The sequence below is a fragment of the Streptococcus sp. HSISS3 genome (genome assembly GCF_000448605.1).
GTDB lineage: Bacteria > Bacillota > Bacilli > Lactobacillales > Streptococcaceae > Streptococcus > Streptococcus raffinosi.
Map to the genome: position 1 here is coordinate 1,681,575 of NZ_CM002130.1, position 19,798 is coordinate 1,701,372.

The following is a 19,798-nucleotide window of genomic DNA, read 5'->3' on the forward strand; positions in this document are numbered from 1 at the left end:
GAATTTGACTCAGATTGTGATTCACTTACTGAAGCACTTTCTGATGCTGAAAGAGAGTTGGACTCGGATTGTGACTCTGACACTGAAGCACTTTCTGATGCTGAAAGTGAATTGGACTCAGATTGTGATTCACTTACTGAAGCACTTTCTGAAGCCGAAATAGAATTTGACTCAGATTGGGATTCACTTACTGAGGCACTTTCTGATGCTGAAAGCGAATTGGATAAAGACTGTGACTCTGACACTGAAGCACTTTCTGATGCTGAAAGTGAATTGGACTCAGATTGGGATTCACTTACCGAAGCACTTTCTGAAGCCGAAATAGAATTTGACTCAGATTGGGATTCACTTACTGAAGCACTCTCTGACGATGAAAGCGAATTGGATAGAGACTGTGACTCAGACACCGAAGCACTCTCTGACGATGAAAGGGAGTTGGATTCGGATTGTGACTCACTTACTGACGCACTCTCTGACGATGAAAGCGAATTGGATAGAGACTGTGACTCAGACACTGAAGCACTTTCTGACGCTGAAAGCGAATTGGATAGAGACTGTGACTCAGACACTGAAGCACTTTCTGACGCTGAAAGGGAGTTTGACTCAGATTGTGACTCAGACACTGAGGCACTTTCTGACGCTGAAAGAGAGTTAGATTCCGACTGTGACTCACTTACTGATGCACTCTCCGACGCTGAAAGCGAATTGGATAGAGATTGAGACTCAGACACTGAGGCACTTTCTGACGCTGAAAGAGAATTGGATTCTGACTGTGACTCAGATACCGACGCACTTTCTGACGCTGAAAGTGAATTGGATTCTGACTGTGATTCAGATACCGACGCACTTTCTGACGCTGAGAGTGAATTTGACAAAGACTGTGATTCAGACACTGATGCACTCTCTGACGATGAAAGGGAATTTGACAAAGACTGTGATTCAGACACTGATGCACTCTCTGACGCTGATAGCGAGTTAGATTCTGACTGTGATTCACTTACTGACGCACTTTCTGACGCTGATAGCGAATTTGATTCTGACTGTGATTCAGACACTGAAGCACTCTCTGACGCTGAAAGCGAATTGGACTCGGATTGAGATTCAGATACTGACGCACTTTCTGACGCTGAAAGCGAATTGGATTCGGAGGAAGATACTGATGCTAACTCAGACTTTCTCAATGATTCTGATTTACGTTCACTCGTTGAAGCGGATTCGGATTCCCTTAAAGATTCCGATTCAGACTTAACAATGCTCTCACGTTTGCTTTCAGAGAGCGATGTAGAAGTTGATAGGCTTTCGTTTTGTTTAATCTTATGGAATGAATAGGTGATTCCTTGACTACCTTCAAGGACTCTAACTGTATTATCTGAAACAAAACCTTTTGCTGTCGCAACATTAGTTGCTCTTAACTCATAACCATCAATGCTAAGATAGGATGACAGATTCACCGTTGTTCCAGCTTCTTGTTGAATCAAGACTTCATCTTTACCTGGAATTTCCTCACCAGTATCTGCATCAATAAATTTTACCGTTACATAGGCCCCTCTTGCAGAATAGTCAAATCTTTCAAGATTAAATTGTTGTAAGTTTGTTCCTGAACCCGTTGAGGCAAAGAGGGCAAAGGCCAACTCTTCTTGCCCAGACCTTTGACCAGTTGTAGCACGACTTGCATTCAAATAGCTTTGAATATTCTTAGACCAAGTTTGACCGGCATAAGTTACTGTCATAACTTTGGTCGAACCGTTATATGAAACAACATAATCTTTAAGCGTATTATCGGTTGGAAGTGTCTGTAATTTTTCAGCACTAATTGTATCTGTTGTAGCTACCCCAGTATTTGACGTAGTAACAAAGGCCCCAAAAGCTGAGTTTCTAACTTTTGCAGGATCTGCGTTAGCATACTGACTGCTATTAGGCTGAGACGTATTATGCCAAGTATCCAATTTAAATCCAAAGGAACGTGTAAGGTTTGTTCCTCCCATACCAAGACTGGCACCAGAACCATTTCCATTGGCATTACCGATTTCACCGATTTTACCCGTCGAAAAGATCGCCGCAATACCGTCACCACCATAGTGTCCAGCAGAACTATTACCCTCGTAGGCATCACCAAGGTTGATTTTACCTGTTAAGGTGAAACTTTCATTCATATCCACCTTGGTTTTAAGGGTATAAGCACCTACTTGTCCACCGGTATTTTGAGTCAAGGTCACCGTTCCATTATTGAGACTTGCTGTTCCAGTGGTTTTGAAATAACTTGCTTGGTTTTTATTCGTAACAATAAGGTTTGCTTTTTGCTTATAGGTAGCCTCACCAAGTGACGCATTAGTGTCATAAGCACCTCTAGCCACAGCATCCAACTGTGCAGTAACTGCTGCAACACCGTTAACTACTGAATTACCAGTAAAACCTGCGTTTGTAATCTTGGTCATCAGCCCTTCAACGGCATTACCAAGACGTTCACGTTGTTCTGCATAAGCAGCGTTTGTTGCTGATGCAGCAAGCAATGTTGTTGATTTAGTGACTTCTTCTTGAACTGTTGTGATAGCTGTTTGGATTTCAGCTTTAGCAGCTGTGTCTGTCAATTTTGCTTGATAGTCTTTAGCAATATTAACGAGCAATTCTGCTTCTGAAACGTTTTGATCCAAAATTGTTTTTTCATCTTCTTGAGTTGCTGTTTCTGATGCAGTCGCTACTGTTGAAGTTGCTGATTCTGAATGAGAAGCTGAACCACTTGCGCTTTCAGTATGTGACTGACTAGCGGAGGTTGAACTCTCTTTGCTAAGTGATACAGATTCAGAAATAGATTGTGATAATTCTGTTGATACAGATTGTGACAATGAGACTGAGGCATCTGTGCTTGCTTGAGCGTCAACTGAAGAGCTTGTAGACTCTTGACTAGTTGATGGTGCTACCGAAGCTTCTGATGTTGGAGCTGCACTCAAGACAACAGACTCAGAATTGGCTGTGACATCATGATTCCCAGTTAATTGACTCTCTAAAGCTGGCGTTGCAGTTTCTTCGGCTTGAGCAGTGTAAGTGGCTACTGCACCACCTGCCACCGCACCTGCTGCTGCAATCCCTTTAAGTAGGGCTTGACCTGAGATAAGAGGTGTTTTCTCCTCAACACTTTGCGCTGAAACTGACGGTGCATCTGTTCCACCTTTAACAACCTTAAAAAGTCCAAAGTTTGATGTCGCCGCACGAAGCCATTGCTTCCCTGATTTGATTAATTTAAAACGAGTCACACGATCTGTTTCGCGATATTCCCCTTCGTTTCTTCTAAAAAACATATTTGCTCCATTCTAGATGTTAGTGTAAAACACGTAGCTAAATTTTATCACAAAATTGTTGTAAGTTCTAATTTTTTGTCATATATTCCTTAAATAAAATTGCAAACGTTTCATCCTATTAATACCTTAAAGACATTGATTTCACACTATCTTCAGTCATTTTCTAGTTTATAAAATGAAATTTAAAGATTTCTTGAAATTCTATAGAAATGTTTCCCTTCTTTAACAGTATTGCCTTTCAAGATAGGCTTGATTACTCTAAATAGCAGACAAATTCTAATCCTTTAGGTTAATCTCATAATCACAAAAAGACACACTCCAATTTGGAATGTGTCTTTTTAGAACGAAGCTAATCGGCTTATTCTTTCTTAAGAGTAGTTAGTGTTTTATTAGGACTAGTCACTCAAAAGTTTTAGGGAGGTAAGTCGAGGAAATATTATTCCTCAGTTTTTTTGCGTTTTGCCGCAAGAGCCAAGCCAGATGCAGTTGCAAGCAAACCTAGAGCTGCTGTAGCAGCTACGTTAGACTCTTCACCAGTATTTGGCAATTGTGTCATTTCTGAAGCTGGTTTAGCTGGAGTTACAGGAGTTGTTTTAGCTGGAGCTTTAGGAGCTGGATTAACTGGTTTAGCTGGAGTTGGTTGTTCAGGTTTACCAGGAGTTGGTGTCACTGGTTTTTCTGGAGTTGTATCGACAAGTTTGTAAACGTAAGTTACGTTCTTATCACCTTCGATGACTTTACCAGTTACTGGGTCAGTTGTAGTCAAGTGACCATCACCATCAACTTTACCTACTGGATAGTTACCTTGTGGTACCAATTCATAGACTTTACCATCTGCAGTAACGATTGTCTTAGGACGGTTATCGATTACTGTATCATAATGTTTACCTACTGGTTGCTTAGATTCATCTGTAACAGATTGTTTGATTGTGTTACCATTTTCATCTACGTAGTGAACATATACATTACCCTTAGGTTGTGCTGGTTGTTCTTTGAGTTTGTAGATGTAAGTAACATCTTTACGTCCTTCAACAACTTTACCTGTTGTAGCGTCTGATGACTCAAGGTGACCTTGTCCATCAACCTTACCTACAGTGTAGTTACCAGCTGGAACCAATTCATATGTCTTACCATTGTATTTGATTTCTTTTGGACGGTTATCTACAACTGTATCGTAGTCTTTGTCGACTGGTTGATCTTTTTCATCAGTAACGTCAGTCTTGATTGTGTTACCTTCAGTATCTTTATAGTGAACGTAAACGTCACCTTTCACTTCTTTATAAACATAAGTGACGATTGAACGAGGTTTCTCAACTTTACCTTTAGTTGGGTCAGAAGATTCAAGGTGTCCATCCTTATCAACTTTACCTACTGGGTAATCACCTTTTGGTACGATCTTGTATGTCTTACCATCTGGAGTCTTGATAGTCTTAGGTTTTTCACCTTTCTCAGTTGTGTTATATGGAGTGTCATATGGTGAGTTTGGTGTGTCTTGACGAGGTTTCTTGATTTCCTTACCTTTTTCGTTTACGTAAGTGATGATGACGTCACCTTCTTTAGGTTTCGTTGGATCTTCTTTAAGTTTATAAACGTAAGTAACGTTCTTATCACCTTCGACAACTTTACCTGTTGTAGCATCATCACCTGTCCAGTGACCTTGTTCGTCTACTTGACCTACTTTGTAGTTACCGGCTGGTACCAATTCGTATGTCTTACCTTGGAATTCGATTTCTTTTGGACGGTTGTCTACAACTGTGTCGTAGTCTTTACCAACTGGTTGTGCCAATTCATCAGTTACTGAATCTTTAATGATATTACCTTCAGTATCTACATAGTGAACGTATACATTACCCTTAGGTTGTGCTGGTTGTTCTTTGAGTTGGTATACGTAAGTAACGTTCTTATCACCTTCGATGACTTTACCTGTTGTAGCATCATCACCATTCCAGTGACCTTGTTCGTCAACCTTACCTACTGGGTAGTTACCAGCTGGTACCAATTCGTATGTCTTACCTTGGAATTCGATTTCTTTTGGACGGTTGTCAATAACTGTGTCGTAGTCTTTATCAACTGGTTGATCTTTTTCATCAGTCACATCGTCTTTAATCTTGTTACCATTAACATCAACATAGTGTACGTATACATTACCCTTCACTTCTTTATAAACGTAAGTGATTGTTGATTTAGGTTTATCAACTTTACCTTTAATTGGATCTGATGATTCAAGGTGCCCGTCACCGTCAACTTTACCTACTGGGTAGTCACCTTTTGGTACGATCTTGTATGTCTTACCATCTGGAGTCTTAATTGTGTTAGGTTTTTCACCTTCCTCAGTTGTGTTATATGGTGTGTCATATGGTGAGTTTGGTGTGTCTTGACGTGGTTTTTGAATTTCTTTACCATCATTTTCACGGATGTAAGTAATGATGACTTCACCAACTTTAGGAGTTTCACTTTCAGACAATGATTGAGAAACTGATACAGATGTAGATTCTGAGCTAGAAAGTGATTCTGAAACTGAAGTTGATGTAGAAGCTGAAACTGAAAGACTAGCAGATGCAGAGTATGATTCAGAAGCTGATACTGATTCAGATACAGAAGTTGATTCTGAAGTGCTTGCTGATTCTGATGCAGAAACTGAAGCTGATGTGCTTGCTGATTCTGATGCAGATGCTGACTCAGATGTACTTACTGATTCTGATGCAGATGCTGAAGCTGATACGCTTGCTGATTCTGAGTTATTTGTAACAATTGAAATTGATTCTGAGATAGAAACTGAAACAGAGACAGATTCAGATGCTGAAGTACTCAACGATGATGATTGACTTGCTGATACTGAAGCTGATTCAGATGCTGAAGCACTCAACGATGATGATTGACTTGCTGATACTGAAGCTGATTCAGATACTGAAGTACTCAACGATGATGATTGACTTGCTGATACTGAAGCTGACTCAGATGCTGAAGTACTCAACGATGATGATTGACTTGCTGATACTGAAGCTGATTCAGATGCTGAAGTACTCAACGATGATGATTGACTTGCTGATACTGAAGCTGATTCAGATGCTGAAGTACTCAACGATGATGATTGGCTTGCTGATACTGAAGCTGATTCAGATGCTGAAGTACTCAACGATGCTGATTGACTTGCTGATACTGAAGCTGACTCAGATGCTGAAGTACTCAACGATGCTGATTGGCTTCCTGATACCGAAGCTGATTCAGACGTTGAAGCGCTTGTTGACTCAGATACTGATTTACTTGTTGATTCAACTTCTGATTGACTCAATGATTCAGAAGCTGATTGGCTTTCTGATCTAGATAGTGAATTAGACGCTACTTCTGATTCAGATAATGATTGTGAGTTAGATTGCGATTGTGATTGTGATGCTGACTCAGAATCAGTAAACTTACGGTAGTAGTGAACCGTATCACCAGATGGTTTTTCATTTGCTGATAGAATTGAGTATTGGACACCAAATCCACTTGTAGATTTCACTGGATTACCTGAAGAATCAGTGATAATCTGACCTGTTGCTTGATTGATAGCATACTTCGTACGTCCACCGATAGTGTTTTGCGTATTACCACCAGGTACAGCACTTGCAGTTCCCTTAGGTTCATCAATGAACATATAATTTGCATCGTTGTAATGACCAGCTGTATACCAACCTGTAATATATACTAAACCTTCATTTGGTTTATCTGGATTGTGCCATGGAGAAACAGACAATTGGTAGTCACCGTTCTTGCTTGAAACGAGACGTTTATCAGCATCCATATTTGTTGCTGCAGGAATATACTTGTCACCTGGTTTAATCACTGGAGAAGTGTAAACAAGTGTATATCCAGTTGTATCAGTGTTATTTGCCATTACTGATTCATTATAAGTAGAAACAGCAGATGGATCCAATACATAAATCTTAGTAACTGTTGAACCATCGTTAGCAACTACTTCACGAATCCGTTTTACATAGTAATGTTGACGGCTACCCTTAAGTTCGGCATATTTAGCACCTACGGTGTTACCTAATTCACCAGACATAGTTGAAGAATCAGCTTGTTGATACAAAACATAACCATCAAATGTACGAGGATTTGATGCAGTATAGTTTTGACCTTGGATACCTGTTTGAGTATATGAAGCAAGCTCTGTTTCATTACCAGTTGGTTTGTAGCTTTGAGTTGTTGTATCTGAGGCTTGACGGTTTGCATTATAAGTTGAAGATGTAGTATCCACTACCTTGTAGTGAGTTGTTTGGTTCATCTTAGTTGATGGTACAGCAATTTCAACGTTCGGTTTCTTTTCACCTTGGTTAGCAGGTGTAAGGTAGTCATAGACTTGCTCTGTCTTGTAATCAAAACCACTAGGATTCAAATCTTCATTGTGCTTGATAATGATATCAACACTAGACGGACTTCCATCAGTAGAAGCATTATAAACAAGGTATGGATAGTACTTCTGACTTGAAAGGTCACCAAGATTGATTTCTTTGCCAGCAACAGCATTACTTAATGTTGTATTCGCAACTTCACTACCAGTTGTTTTATCAACCAAACGAACGAATACATTTGGATTTGATGCACTTTTTGTCTTGTCTACAGACAATGTAATGTAGTAGTTTTTGTTGTAAAGTTGGTTGTATGAAGAAAGATTCCAAATACCAAATGTCAAACGACCTGAAGTTGGGTCAGCTGCGTATCCTGAAGGGATCGTCTGTGTACGATCTGTAAGGCTCGCACCGTTTGGATCTGACATTCCTGGTGTTACAGTAACACCAGATGGATTTGTGTTTGATGTAGCAATAGCATCCAACTGTGCAGTAACTGCTGCAACACCGTTAACTACTGAGTTACCAGTGAAACCGTTGTCTGTGATCTTAGTCAACATATTATCAACAGCGTTACCAAGACGTTCACGTTGTTCTGCATAAGCAGCGTTTGTTGCTGATGCAGCAAGCAATGTTGTTGATTTAGTGACTTCTTCTTGAACTGTTGTGATAGCTGTTTGAATTTCAGCTTTAGCAGCTGTGTCTGTCAATTTTGCTTGGTAGTCTTTAGCAATATTAACGAGCAATTCTGCTTCTGAAACGTTTTGATCCAAGATTGTTTTTTCATCTTCTTGAGTCGCTGTTTCTGATGCAGTCGCTACTGTTGAACTTGCAGATTCAGAATGTGAAGCAGAGTTTGAAGCAGTTGTGCTTTCTGTGTGTGATTGGCTATCAGAAGTTGAGTTGTGCTTGCTAAGTGATACAGATTCAGAGATAGCTTGTGACAATTCTGTTGATACAGATTGTGACAATGATACTGAAGCATCTGTACTTGCTTGAGCGTCAGCTGAAGAGCTTGTAGACTCTTGGCTTGTTGATGCTACTGCTGGAGCTTCTGAAGCTACTGCTTCTGATACAGGCGCAGCGCTCAAAGCTACAGATTCAGAGTTTGCCAAAACATCATGAGCTGTAGTTGCTTGGCTTTCCAAAGCTGGAGCACTTGTTTCTTCGGCTTGAGCTGTGTAAGTAGCTACTGCACCACCTGCCACAGCACCCGCTGCTGCAATCCCTTTAAGGAGGGCTTGACCTGAAAGAAGAGAAGTTTTTTCTTCTACATTTTGAACTGAAACTGACGGTGCGTCTGCGCCACCTTTAACAACTTTGAAAAGTCCAAAGTTTGATGTAGCGGCACGAAGCCAGTTTTTACCCGATTTAATAAGTTTGAAGCGAGTCACACGGTCTGTTTCGCGATATTCTCCTTCTTGGCGTCTAAAAAACATATTTACCTCCAAATAGATATGAATCATTTCCTAATCTGGAAATTAAATTTTATAATATAACACAAGTTAACTAAAAATTGTTGCACTTTATCTCATTTTCTCTAAAATATGTAAGGTTTTCGCAATTCTGAATTTTCTGTCATTTATGCTATATTCTTTCGAATTTAGAACAAATCAGCCTTAAAACCTTGATTTTACGCTATTTTCTTTACATTTTCTCATTTTATTTCCAGTCTTATTGCGCTTCTAAATTATTTTACAATTTAGCTTAAGATAAATTTTCAAACAATTTCAATCAATTTTAGACCACTTATTATGACATATTTGGTGTTTCTGACACACTTTTTTTAACCTTCTTCCTAATCAGATACCCTGCTTCCTTAAATCTTTTAGCTTAAAGTAAAATTGGTTTAAATATTTTCTAAAAAGTCAATTTATATGCTCAAAAATCTACAAAAAAAGAATTACCTTCCGATAATTCTTTTTAGACTATTAACCAAGGGCCATTATAGCATCAATAAAAAGCTTCTTGATGAAATAACCATTGCTAATGAGGTAGGCAGTGTATTGTGCGTTAGCAACCATCTGGGCATACTGCTCTTCTGTACATTCTTGTACACAACGGTCTGCTTCTTCCAGACTCGAAACGACAAAGCCTAGGCCATGTTCTCTGACATAGTCAGCATTTGAAAGATAGTCAGGCACCACAACTGGCAAGCCTGCAGCTAAATAGGTAGAGAGTTTATAGGAAATATTCAACTTATAGTAATCGAGCTCATCTTCAGATTTTTCTGAATTCCCCCAGACAAGACCAAAACCTCCTTTAGAAAGGTCAAACAGGAGCTCCTGTTTATTACGCCAACCTTCAAGTTGAATTTGGGAATAATCCTTGTCTTCTTCTTTTTCCGCATAGACATGAAGAGGTGTCTCCTGCTGCCAGTTGAGAATGTGGGGAAAACGAGTTGGGTTACCAGCAAAGATGAGCTTCTTTTGGAAGCTTGGTTTGTGCAAGTCAAGGTTATGAGGCAAATCCCAAAGTTCCTGAATAATAATCTTTTTGACCGTTAACCCTTCCTCAATGAGTCGATCACGCATCTGTTCCGATGGAACAACGACGACATCACAAAGATTATACATCTCAATGTAATTAGGCATGAGATAATAATTACTAGGAAACATTATAGGTGGAACATCATGGATGAACATCACAAGTTTGGTTTTCACTGCCCTAAATTTATGAAGGAGGCTAGTGTCCCAATCGACACTATTCCACGATGGCGACTGGAAGAAGACAATATCACCATAGCTCACTCCTGCCACAATTCCATCAAGGCGGGAATTTAATTCACCACTTGGCTCCTGGCTATTATCGTAGAAATAGATTGCTAATTCATTGGCACCAAGCTCCTTGGCAATCTTCATCGTATCATTTTGGGCAATCAAGGCCACACTACGTGGGGACTGCCCAAATAAATTCGTAAAATGTACACGCATGCGCTTCTTCTTTCTATTGTATAATCAAGCTCTTTACTTATAAGACACAATCATAAATATAAGTAAGAGGATAAATAAGGCTATACTAATAGCTAAGGTCAAAAATTTGCGAATAGGCTGACTAGACCAATAGCTTGGTTTACCAATATTACTCGTAGCATCTGTTGAAAAAATCTGTGTTTGACGGGGTTGGATGGTAACTAGGACGATAAGGGCAAACGAAAGAATCAGTGCTAGAACCATTAATACTAACATCATAAGTCTACCTCAACAAACCAATCAGAGTAAAGATTAAACCGATAATAATCACAAGTCCGAGCATGATTGAAAAGCTCTTGTTAATCTTTTCTCCTCTGGTTTCTTTTTCTTTCGTAATAGGCTTTTGCTTGAGTTCTTCCATACGGCCTTCAACATCACCGTAGAATAAATCTTTTTTAGACATGATTTCCTCCTAAAAGTCCTTGTAAGCGATTGGTCAAGTCAGAGGCTATCAGGGTGTTGGCCTGAGCTTTTTGAGCCTGCATGGCCTCTTGCATGGCTTGGTCTTGTTCAAGAACTTGCTTAATCTTAGTAACCATTGCTTGATATTCCTGACCAGCATAGATATGTTCAGGTGCCGTGTAGTCACGTCCATGAACTGTTTCTGAAAAGGCCAAAATCAATAACTGGTGCTCAAAAGCTGTTCGTGTAGCCTTATACAACTCGTTATGATGGTTGATATCCAAATAGAGATTTGACTCTTGGTAGAGCTTGTCCAGTTGCTTGTGACTGGCGTTAGGATGGAGCACTACATTTGAGTAACGCATCATTGAAAGCAACCTGGCTGACATCTCAGTAACAGCCGCAATTTGGAAGGTCACATCAGGTAATGCCTCTACTAAGGCTTCCAGATGTTCGATTTGATCTGAGTTGGTTGCGATAAAGGCATTGTGTGATTTGCCATGATTTTCCTTGAAGTCATAGGCATAGCCTAAAGAAAGTAATTTATGGTGTTTTTCTTTAGGTACCAGGGTCAAGGCTTTTTCATAGGTGGCCTTATCAGGAATGATAATGGCGTTAGCCCTAGCTGAATTATCCTCTAAGATACCATTCATGTTACCTGGGAGGATATCTCCCAGAGGCTCTTGCCAGATCAGAATATCAGTTGCCCCTGTATTTTCCATAGTCCATGAGACGATGAAAGGTGTTGCTAAGCTGTTAAAGATAATATGGTCAATGTCACCAAAGACCTGAGCCAAAAAGGCCTTGACAAATTCGGTACGGTTGGCGAAACGACGTAGACTTTGACCAGGCAGGGTCAAGAGGATGTCACCAGTAGCATGATTTTCCAAGATGCGCTCGTCACCTTCTTTGGTTTGGTAGCTAGTAAAGACTGGCTGACCATTCTCATCATGAGTGGTTTTGGCAAAACAGAAACCATACTTGTTGTAGTGGTCTACTTGACGAACCTTTCCTGACTTGTCCAACCATTCAACACTTTTAACGATACGGGCCTTGCTTCCTTCAGGGAAGGTAATACGGGCACGTTCTTCAGTGAGATTTGACACCTGTGCCACTTGATTGTTACCTGAGATTTCCCAAAAAGCTGGTACAGGAACCTGGTTGAAAAAGCGAGGTTTGCCAGTTTCCTCTTGGTCTTCTACATAGTAGGTGAAAGGTGACAGGGTTCCTTTGGGAAGAAAACCATCTGGATTGATGACAACAGTTGTGGCATCACATCCTGCTACCTGAAGGGTATAAGCCAAGTCTTTACTGGCTTGATGATAATTATCACATAAGAAAATCATGAGCGCACCTCCTCAAGTAACTGTTTCCAAGCAGCCTTGACCTGGCTAGTCAAGAAACCTTGGGCAAGGTCATAAGATTTTTGACGCATGGCCTCAATATTACCTTCTTCATAGAGACGGACAATGGCATCCTTATAGGATTTAGTAATGACATCCACAACATGATTTTCAGCGACAGGAAGGAGATAGCCGTTGGAACCATCTTCGATAAAGGTTTGATTTCCGTAAGGCACATCAAATCCAATCATGGGAAGACCTGAACCAACGGCCTCCATGAGGGTAAGGCCAAAACCTTCGCTGGTTGAAGCTGTCAAATAAACCTCGTATTGGCTATAAATGTCGGTCAAATCAGCGTGTCCCATGAGACGAATGTAGTCTCCTGCTTGCCCTTCAGCAATAATCTCACGCAACTTGGCATCCATCCCACCACTACCATAAATATCAAAGGTGATGTCTGGTAAGGTCTTATGAACCTCGATAACTGCACGAACCAACCAGTCAATGTGTTTTTCCTGAGCCAAACGTGAGGCCGTAATCATTGAAAATGGCTTACGTGCCTTGTCCTGCCCAACTAATTCAGGCAAGCTCCCCACTGGAATGGTGTAAATCTTTGGATCATGGTTGGTGTAGTGACGAAACTGCCTCTCAAGAATTTCCTTCTGACGGTCTGTCGCCACGATAAAGAAATCAACCTTGTCCGCATTGGTAAATTGGTACTCGTAATAGTTATTCCAGAGAATGTAGTCGTCATCAGTTTGATTGACACTGAAATGTTCAGCGTGAACGACTACCCCTAGACGAGCAGCTTGTGCTTCTTCAAAGACCAGCTGCCCAATACCAGTTTCACGGTCCAAGATAACCACGTCATCCTTGGTTAGAGCCAGACGTTTGAAGAAATAGCGAAGGAATTCTTGCTTGCCATAGAGGACCTGATCCGGAAAACGATAAATGTCCTGATTATTGTCTCCAACAATCATGTCATAGGCGTTCGAGCCATCTTCATTATAAAAACGGCGTTGGTAAACCTTGGCTTGATTATCCTTAGGCGCATAATACTCACTACAATAACGGGTATAAGAGTAAAAATCCTTACGCAAGAGCTTGTCATTGACAAAATAGCTGACGGTTTCCACAGAAACTCCATCTGTCGCACGAAGATGGCAAGCTACCACTAGGTCATCCTGTGGATAATGGTAACGAATCACTGAACCAGAAACTTCCTTGCGTTTAGGATTGGCAGGTAAGATAGCCTCGATTTCAGCTAGTTTGATGGTAGATGGTGCGATTTTGACATCTGTAAAATAGTTATAGAGCCAGATGATTTGGTCATCTGAAAAACCAATCTTGCTGGTCATATGCTCAATGTTATCCCCAAGAATGAGATCCATAAAGACAAATTTGGCTTCTTGTCCCATTTCCTGGAAAATCTTGGCACGATAGGCCTGAGCATATTCGACACCACTGCTGGCCCAACCGATACCTAAATTAATGTTATATACTGTCATAATTTCCTTATTTTATGGGAAATGGCTGATGATATCTCCTTTTTTAGTGACTTGCACCTGACTGAGGAGGAGATTACGAACCATATCCTTTCTGATTTGACGTTTCATAGCCTCAAAGCCCTTGTAGGCCTCTTGATAATACTCGACAATAGGGTTCTTTTGACTCAATTGTTGACTACCAATAGCCATTTGGAGTTGTTGCAGATAGTCTACCTGCTCTACCCAGTTGTCATCCACAGCCTTAAGCATGGCTAAACGTTGGAAATACTCATTGAGTTCCTTGGTTTTCAACTCCTGCTTCTTGGCTTCTAGCTCACGATAGGCAAACTGATAAATGAGTTCCAAGACTTCTTCACGATTGTTAAGATCCAAATCTTTAGGAATCTCATTGATGCGGAAGCTGATATTACGCAAGATAAAGTGATAGAGATTTTCTGCTTTTGAGAAATCTTCATCAGCCACAGCTTGGTCGATAAAGTCGTCAAGTACCTCATCGATAACAGTATCCAAGCCTTGATTGTGGAAGATGAGGCGGTCACGTTGGGCATAAATCATCTCACGTTGGATGTTCATACTTTCTGCGAATTCAAGCGTCTGACGACGTGAAGTACGACCAGAACTTTCACTGGCTTCTTGGGCTTTTTGAACCAATTTACGGTACTTACGACCGGTCAATTCCTTAGGCTCAATGTGGTCACTAATGGCATATTCTTTGTAAGTACGGTGAACCCATGATGGACCGTATTTCTTAATCACATCGTCTTCAAGTGAGACGAAGAACTTAGACATACCAGGGTCCCCTTGACGCCCAGAACGGCCACGAATTTGCAGGTCAATACGTTGACTTTCCATACGTTCGGTACCGATAACTACCAAACCTCCGAGTTCAGCTACACCCTTACCAAGCTTGATATCCGTTCCACGTCCAGCCATTGAGGTCGCTACCGTCACGGCACCCATTTGTCCTGATTCGGCAATCATTTCCGCTTCACGTGGTGCATTGTTGGCATTCAAGAGATTATGAGCAATTCCTTCACGCAAAAGCAGGGAAGAATAAAGCTCTGACATTTCCACCGACCCAACGAAAATCAAGATGGGGTTGCCTTTTTCATGGTAGTGCTTGACATACTCTAAAGAGGCAAAGACCTTCTCTGGTAGGGTCGCATAAATCTTATCGGGATAGTCGATACGTTGTTTCTTACGGTTGGTTGGGATTTGAATGACCTTCATTCCATAGGTGTCTAAGAATTCTTTTTCGGCTACCTTACCAGTCCCTGTCATCCCTGAAATTTTCTGGAATTTTTTAAAGAGACTTTGATAGGTGATGGAAGCCATAGCTCTGGTTTCTTGTGACAGGGCCACTAATTCCTTGGCTTCGATAGCTTGGTGGAGTCCACCTTGGAGCTTGGTTAATTCCAAGAGACGACCTGTTGATTTGTCAAGGAGCACCACTTCTGGCCCCTTCTTGCCATCTCGAATAATGTAGTCCTTGTCCTTTTTATAGAGCAAGTGGGCACGAAGTGAAAAGAGTAGGTGGCGGGCAAAGGTACTATTTTCCTCATCGTAGAGGTTGCCGATACCCAGATAACTTTCGGCAGCCTTAGCCCCCTTAGTCGTCAACCAAACTTCACTTTTTTCCTCTTTAAAGACATAGTCTTCACCCTCGACCAAGGTAGTCATCAGGGTGTCCATCATCCCATAGTAGTTGGACTGAACACGAGGCGCACCAGAAATAATCAAGGGCGTCTGGGCACTATCAAGAAGGACCGAGTCCACCTCATCTACAATGGCATAGTTAAAGGGACGCATGTATTTCCCGTCTTGGTTAGAAGCAAGGTTATCAATCAGATAGTCAAAGCCTAGGCTGGCATTGGTCGTATAAACGATGTCCGATTGGTAGATGGCACGCTTTTCAGATGGATCCATCTCATTACTGCCTTCTACACAGGGAACACCAATCGTCAAACCTAGAAATTCGTAAACTTGCCCCATTTCTTCAGCGTCACGGATAGCCAAGTATTCATTGGTCGTAACCAGGATGGCTCCTTGGCCTGACAAGGCATTCAGGTAGACCGGCATGGTAGCCGTTAGGGTCTTACCTTCACCTGTATTCATCTCGGCTATATGACCTTGGTGCATGACAATGCCTCCCATGACCTGAACATCATAGGGGAACATGCCTAGCACGCGCTTATCCGCTTCACGAACAACCGCAAAAGCTTCTGGAAGAAGGTCATCCAAGCTTTCTCCTTGGGCCAAACGCTCCTGAAATTCCTGCGTTTTATTTTTCAACTCTAGGTTGCTCAAACCAGCCATTTCATCAGCTATGTCATTGATTTCCTTGAGTATCTCCTTAACAGGGAGAATAGGATTCAGTTGTTTAAACATGTTCTTCTCCTGTTTCTTCCAGTTTTAAGCTGTAGAAATCCAGCTCTTTGACCCCAGCACTCAAAAGCGAAATACTATAGGTATAAGCTTCGTGTGGGTAGACAAAGGTCATCTGAGTACTTTTTTCAATAAGCTGCTTGATTTCATTATCATAACGGTCCAAAAAGCTAACTTTCAAAAAGACTGAGCCTGTTGGTATAGCCTCGAGATTAGCCGTCAAGTCATAGCTGTGCCCTTTTTTCAATAATGGGAGGTCAGGCTGAGTACGATCCGATTGATAGTTTTGGATAGCCACCCAGGACTTAATGTCAGTTCCTGATGGCACCAAAGGATTGTAAAATTGCACAGAACCATCTTGGCGTTTAACAACTGTTGAACCATACATATAAGTCCTAAGATTTAAGCCCCACAGAATTTCTGATTTCTTGTTTCTGAACATTCTTACTCCTTTCTTCCAAAATCATTTTCTAAAATCATACGGTAAAAATTGACAAACCAAGTTGTCGCCGTAGCAGAATCATCGTTGTGTCGACCTGATGTTCCCTTGCTAAGAATCTTAGACCCCGAGTAATAGAGAGACTTGGTGATATCCTCGTAAGCCGTCGGATCCATATCCTCGTCCTTCATGTAGGAAAGACCAAAGGTCGTGTTTGAAAAATCTGCTTTTTTAAACTTATCCCAGAACTTCTGATTAAGGGCCTCAACACCGTCATTATCCAAGCGTCCTGTCTGCAAATGCAAGACATCAATCCCTGTTGGAAAGACCTCTGGCGCCAGGAGTCGGGCACGGTTACCGATCGTACCAACATTAGCTAGAGGTTTAGACATGATAATGGCATGAGGTTCAAAGTCTGCACCGTAGTACATTGATGGAAAAGTTCCCATAGACATCCCAGAGAGGATGAGTTGATCATTATCAAAGCCTAGATAATCCAAGTAATGTTGAATAGTGTTCTTGATACTATTTTCAAATTCTTCCGTTCCCATGTAGAAGGCTCCCCCTAGGAGTCGAGGGTCTGAAAAGAGCAAAAAGGGAGTTCCCAAAGCTTTCATCATCCCAAAACCTTCGAAACCTTCGGCAGGACGGAAACCAGAAAAGTAAACAGACAAAGGTGGCTTGAAGTCACCAGGATAAAAGAAATAGTTGACTTCCTGACGTTTGTGATCATGGAGAATACCACCGCCAAGGACAAACTTCCCAAACTGGAAGCGAGTCAAGCGTTGGTGGAGCCCACCAATGGTAATCTTACCCTGTCCCTTCATCTCCAGACTCGCTGACAAAAGGAAAGTTCTATCCTCATCAAGGACAATAGCTCCCTTGCGCATTTCTTCTTCTGAAACGATGTAGGTCTTGAAGATATCTACAACTGAACCTTCTGGCACAAGATTGAGAATTAAACGGCACTCGCAGGTCTCATCTTTGTCAAATTCCAACCAAAGTTCAATAGGATTTTCCTTGCTAGCTCTGATATTATAGGTCCAATCTAAAACCGGCGTATACTCCTGACCATAATCACCTGACAAAATCACACTCTCATAACCATGATAAGTCACTTGTCCCGTGAAATTGGGGTTGGCTTGAATCCTAAATGGAAACAATTTATCCCCATATTGACCTGAAAAGAGCGCTTTGGAAAGGGTAATAATCAGCTGGCCTTGATTTGAAAAATCCGTCGGAACAGCACAAATTTCCTTCAGAAACTGAAGAAGGCTCTCGTCTGATACTTTTATGGTTTGGTCAAAGAAAACAGTATGAGGAATCAAACATTCTCTAATAGCCATCAATTCCTCGAGCCCTTCAGGGCTATCTACAAGAACTGCTGTGAAAGTCTTGATTTCATCAGCTTCAATGGTTTCTTGCAAGGTCTCAAGCTGACCAAGAGGACTAAAATACCAATTCATGTTTTCAGGAATTTCCTGATTTTCTGACCAGTTAGCTGATCCAACTTGTAGTATTTTCAAGCGTTTATCCTTGGCCATGCTGCTCCTCCTTCAACCAATTTTCCCATTTTTGCACCAAACGGTCTCCTGTATTTTCCTTAATTTTCTCAATAGAGTAGATAAGCGAACGGTTCCAGTTGTTCAACTGTCCCAAATAGTAATAAGCTCCCTTTTCAAAATCAGACAAGTGCTTCAAGATATAACCATTTTCTTGATGGGTCACATACTCAGACGCCACTCGGTTAATCTGTGGAATACCGGCACTGATTCCTGCGATTTGGGTATAGCGGTTAGGCTCCTTACTCAAGTCGACAATGAGCCGTGTAAACTGAAGGGACTTGATAAGAGCCGTCTCGTCACGGAGGTCTTGGAAAGAAAAACGACTGATGATTTCATTGTTTTCTTCCAATCTATTTTCCGCACCACTACTTTCAACAACCTCTTCAAAGACTTCTGAGCTAAAACGTTCGTCAATCATTTTTTCAACTTGATGTTCCAAATTTTGAAGTTGCTCTGGATTGGCATTAAAGGCCCCAAATTCAACACGAGTCTTAGGATACTTGGCTACGAATGCTAACACTTGATAAATAGCCTCTAAATCCAACTGATTCAAATCAACCTGATAGAAAATCTTGGACTCTTTGACACGTTGACTGGTTCCCAAAGCCAAACGGGTATCAAAGGAAGCCATGTGTTTAAGCTTCTTGGTCTCTTCTGGATAGGCGACCTGAAGTTGCTCCAAGTAATCATAGCGGTCAGCAATCAACAAGTCCACTTGCGGCAAGAAGCCTGCATAGGCATCAATACTGTCATCTTGATTTCGTTCTGCAAACCAGGTCAAAATCTTGGTATTTTCTGCTGGCAAGTGATTAAAGAGGGGCTTGTTGTGACGCAAGTCTGAAGCTATAACAAAACGGTCATCATTCGTCACTTTTTCTGCCAAAAATTTATCCAAAAATTCCCAAATGACTTCCGAAAGGTCACCGTAGTAACTCTTATTAAAGCGGCCGTCTGTTCTAGGATTAGCCACAATCCCACGTCCATCAAAGAAGTGACAAAGCTGCCAAACTCCCTTAGCATTTAGGTAATTGCGATAGATTGGCTGACCATTTTCAAAATAGAGACTACTTGAAACAAAGCCACGGTCATCATAGACATCTTCACGGATGATTTGCTCTTCATCAAAGTAGCGAATCATGGCAATAAAGCCCTCAGTACCGAACTCAATTTCGGCATAACGCTTGTGCTGACATTGAACTACAATAGCAAACGGTGTATAGACAAAAGTAGAGCCTTCAGGCCAGTCCAAATCGGTTACCTGTAGGTTTCGCATAGCTTCATCGCTAATTCCCTGAACCAAGTCAAAGATGGCTGTGGCCTTAACTTCCAAGACATCATGACGGTGTAAGAAATAACGCAAATGTGGCTGGTAGGCCAAAAGCAAGAGCTGCGGAGTCAGCTCCTCATCCTGAAAAATACGGACTTGGTGTAGACTATCATCAAATTCAATTTTTTGACGTGTCAGATACCAAGGGTCAATGGACGTCTTCCAAAATTCATCCGTCTGCCCATACCAAGCTGGAATAAAATAATACATGAATTCTCCTTTATTGT

The 19,798-nt window shown here is 41.3% G+C and carries 11 protein-coding genes; all 11 read right to left on the minus strand.

The genetic code is table 11. The annotated features are described in order from the left end of the window. Nucleotides 1-3,296, minus strand: a 3,296-nt coding sequence (locus HSISS3_RS07870) for an accessory Sec-dependent serine-rich glycoprotein adhesin (RefSeq protein ID WP_042772091.1), incomplete at its 3' end; no start/stop codon positions are given. A gap of 436 nt (nucleotides 3,297-3,732) precedes the next feature. Further along, nucleotides 3,733-9,069, minus strand: a complete 5,337-nt coding sequence (locus HSISS3_RS11755; RefSeq protein WP_021152303.1) for an accessory Sec-dependent serine-rich glycoprotein adhesin — start codon at nucleotides 9,067-9,069, stop codon at nucleotides 3,733-3,735. A 492-nt stretch (nucleotides 9,070-9,561) separates the two neighbouring features. Next, nucleotides 9,562-10,563 (minus strand): sugar transferase, encoded by a 1,002-nt coding sequence (locus HSISS3_RS07885; protein WP_021152304.1) that lies wholly within the window; start codon nucleotides 10,561-10,563, stop codon nucleotides 9,562-9,564. A 33-nt stretch (nucleotides 10,564-10,596) separates the two neighbouring features. Then, nucleotides 10,597-10,821 (minus strand): accessory Sec system protein Asp5, encoded by a 225-nt coding sequence (locus tag HSISS3_RS07890; protein ID WP_021147308.1) that lies wholly within the window; start codon nucleotides 10,819-10,821, stop codon nucleotides 10,597-10,599. A 4-nt stretch (nucleotides 10,822-10,825) separates the two neighbouring features. Then, nucleotides 10,826-11,005, minus strand: a complete 180-nt coding sequence (gene asp4 / locus HSISS3_RS07895; RefSeq protein ID WP_002883547.1) for an accessory Sec system protein Asp4 — start codon at nucleotides 11,003-11,005, stop codon at nucleotides 10,826-10,828. Beyond that, nucleotides 10,998-12,350 carry an accessory Sec system glycosylation chaperone GtfB gene (gene gtfB, locus HSISS3_RS07900; protein ID WP_021147309.1) on the minus strand — a complete coding sequence of 451 codons (1,353 nt, stop codon included), beginning with the start codon at nucleotides 12,348-12,350 and terminating at the stop codon, nucleotides 10,998-11,000. Before gtfB ends, asp4 begins: the two co-directional genes overlap by 8 nt. Then, complete coding sequence (gene gtfA / locus HSISS3_RS07905) at nucleotides 12,347-13,855, minus strand: accessory Sec system glycosyltransferase GtfA (RefSeq protein ID WP_021152305.1); 1,509 nt, start codon at nucleotides 13,853-13,855, stop codon at nucleotides 12,347-12,349. Before gtfA ends, gtfB begins: the two co-directional genes overlap by 4 nt. A gap of 12 nt (nucleotides 13,856-13,867) precedes the next feature. After that, complete coding sequence (gene secA2, locus HSISS3_RS07910; RefSeq protein WP_021152306.1) at nucleotides 13,868-16,243, minus strand: accessory Sec system translocase SecA2; 2,376 nt, start codon at nucleotides 16,241-16,243, stop codon at nucleotides 13,868-13,870. Continuing rightward, nucleotides 16,236-16,682: an accessory Sec system protein Asp3 gene (gene asp3, locus HSISS3_RS07915; protein WP_008535091.1), complete on the minus strand. Its 447-nt coding sequence runs from the start codon at nucleotides 16,680-16,682 to the stop codon at nucleotides 16,236-16,238. Before asp3 ends, secA2 begins: the two co-directional genes overlap by 8 nt. A 2-nt stretch (nucleotides 16,683-16,684) precedes the next feature. Then, a complete protein-coding gene (asp2, locus tag HSISS3_RS07920) occupies nucleotides 16,685-18,223 on the minus strand; it encodes an accessory Sec system protein Asp2 (protein ID WP_021152307.1) in 1,539 nt (512 codons plus the stop codon). Beyond that, on the minus strand, nucleotides 18,210-19,781 hold the full coding sequence (gene asp1, locus HSISS3_RS07925) for an accessory Sec system protein Asp1 (RefSeq protein ID WP_021152308.1): 1,572 nt from the start codon (nucleotides 19,779-19,781) through the stop codon (nucleotides 18,210-18,212). The genes asp2 and asp1 overlap by 14 nt, the downstream gene beginning before the upstream one ends. Nucleotides 19,782-19,798 lie beyond the last annotated feature (17 nt).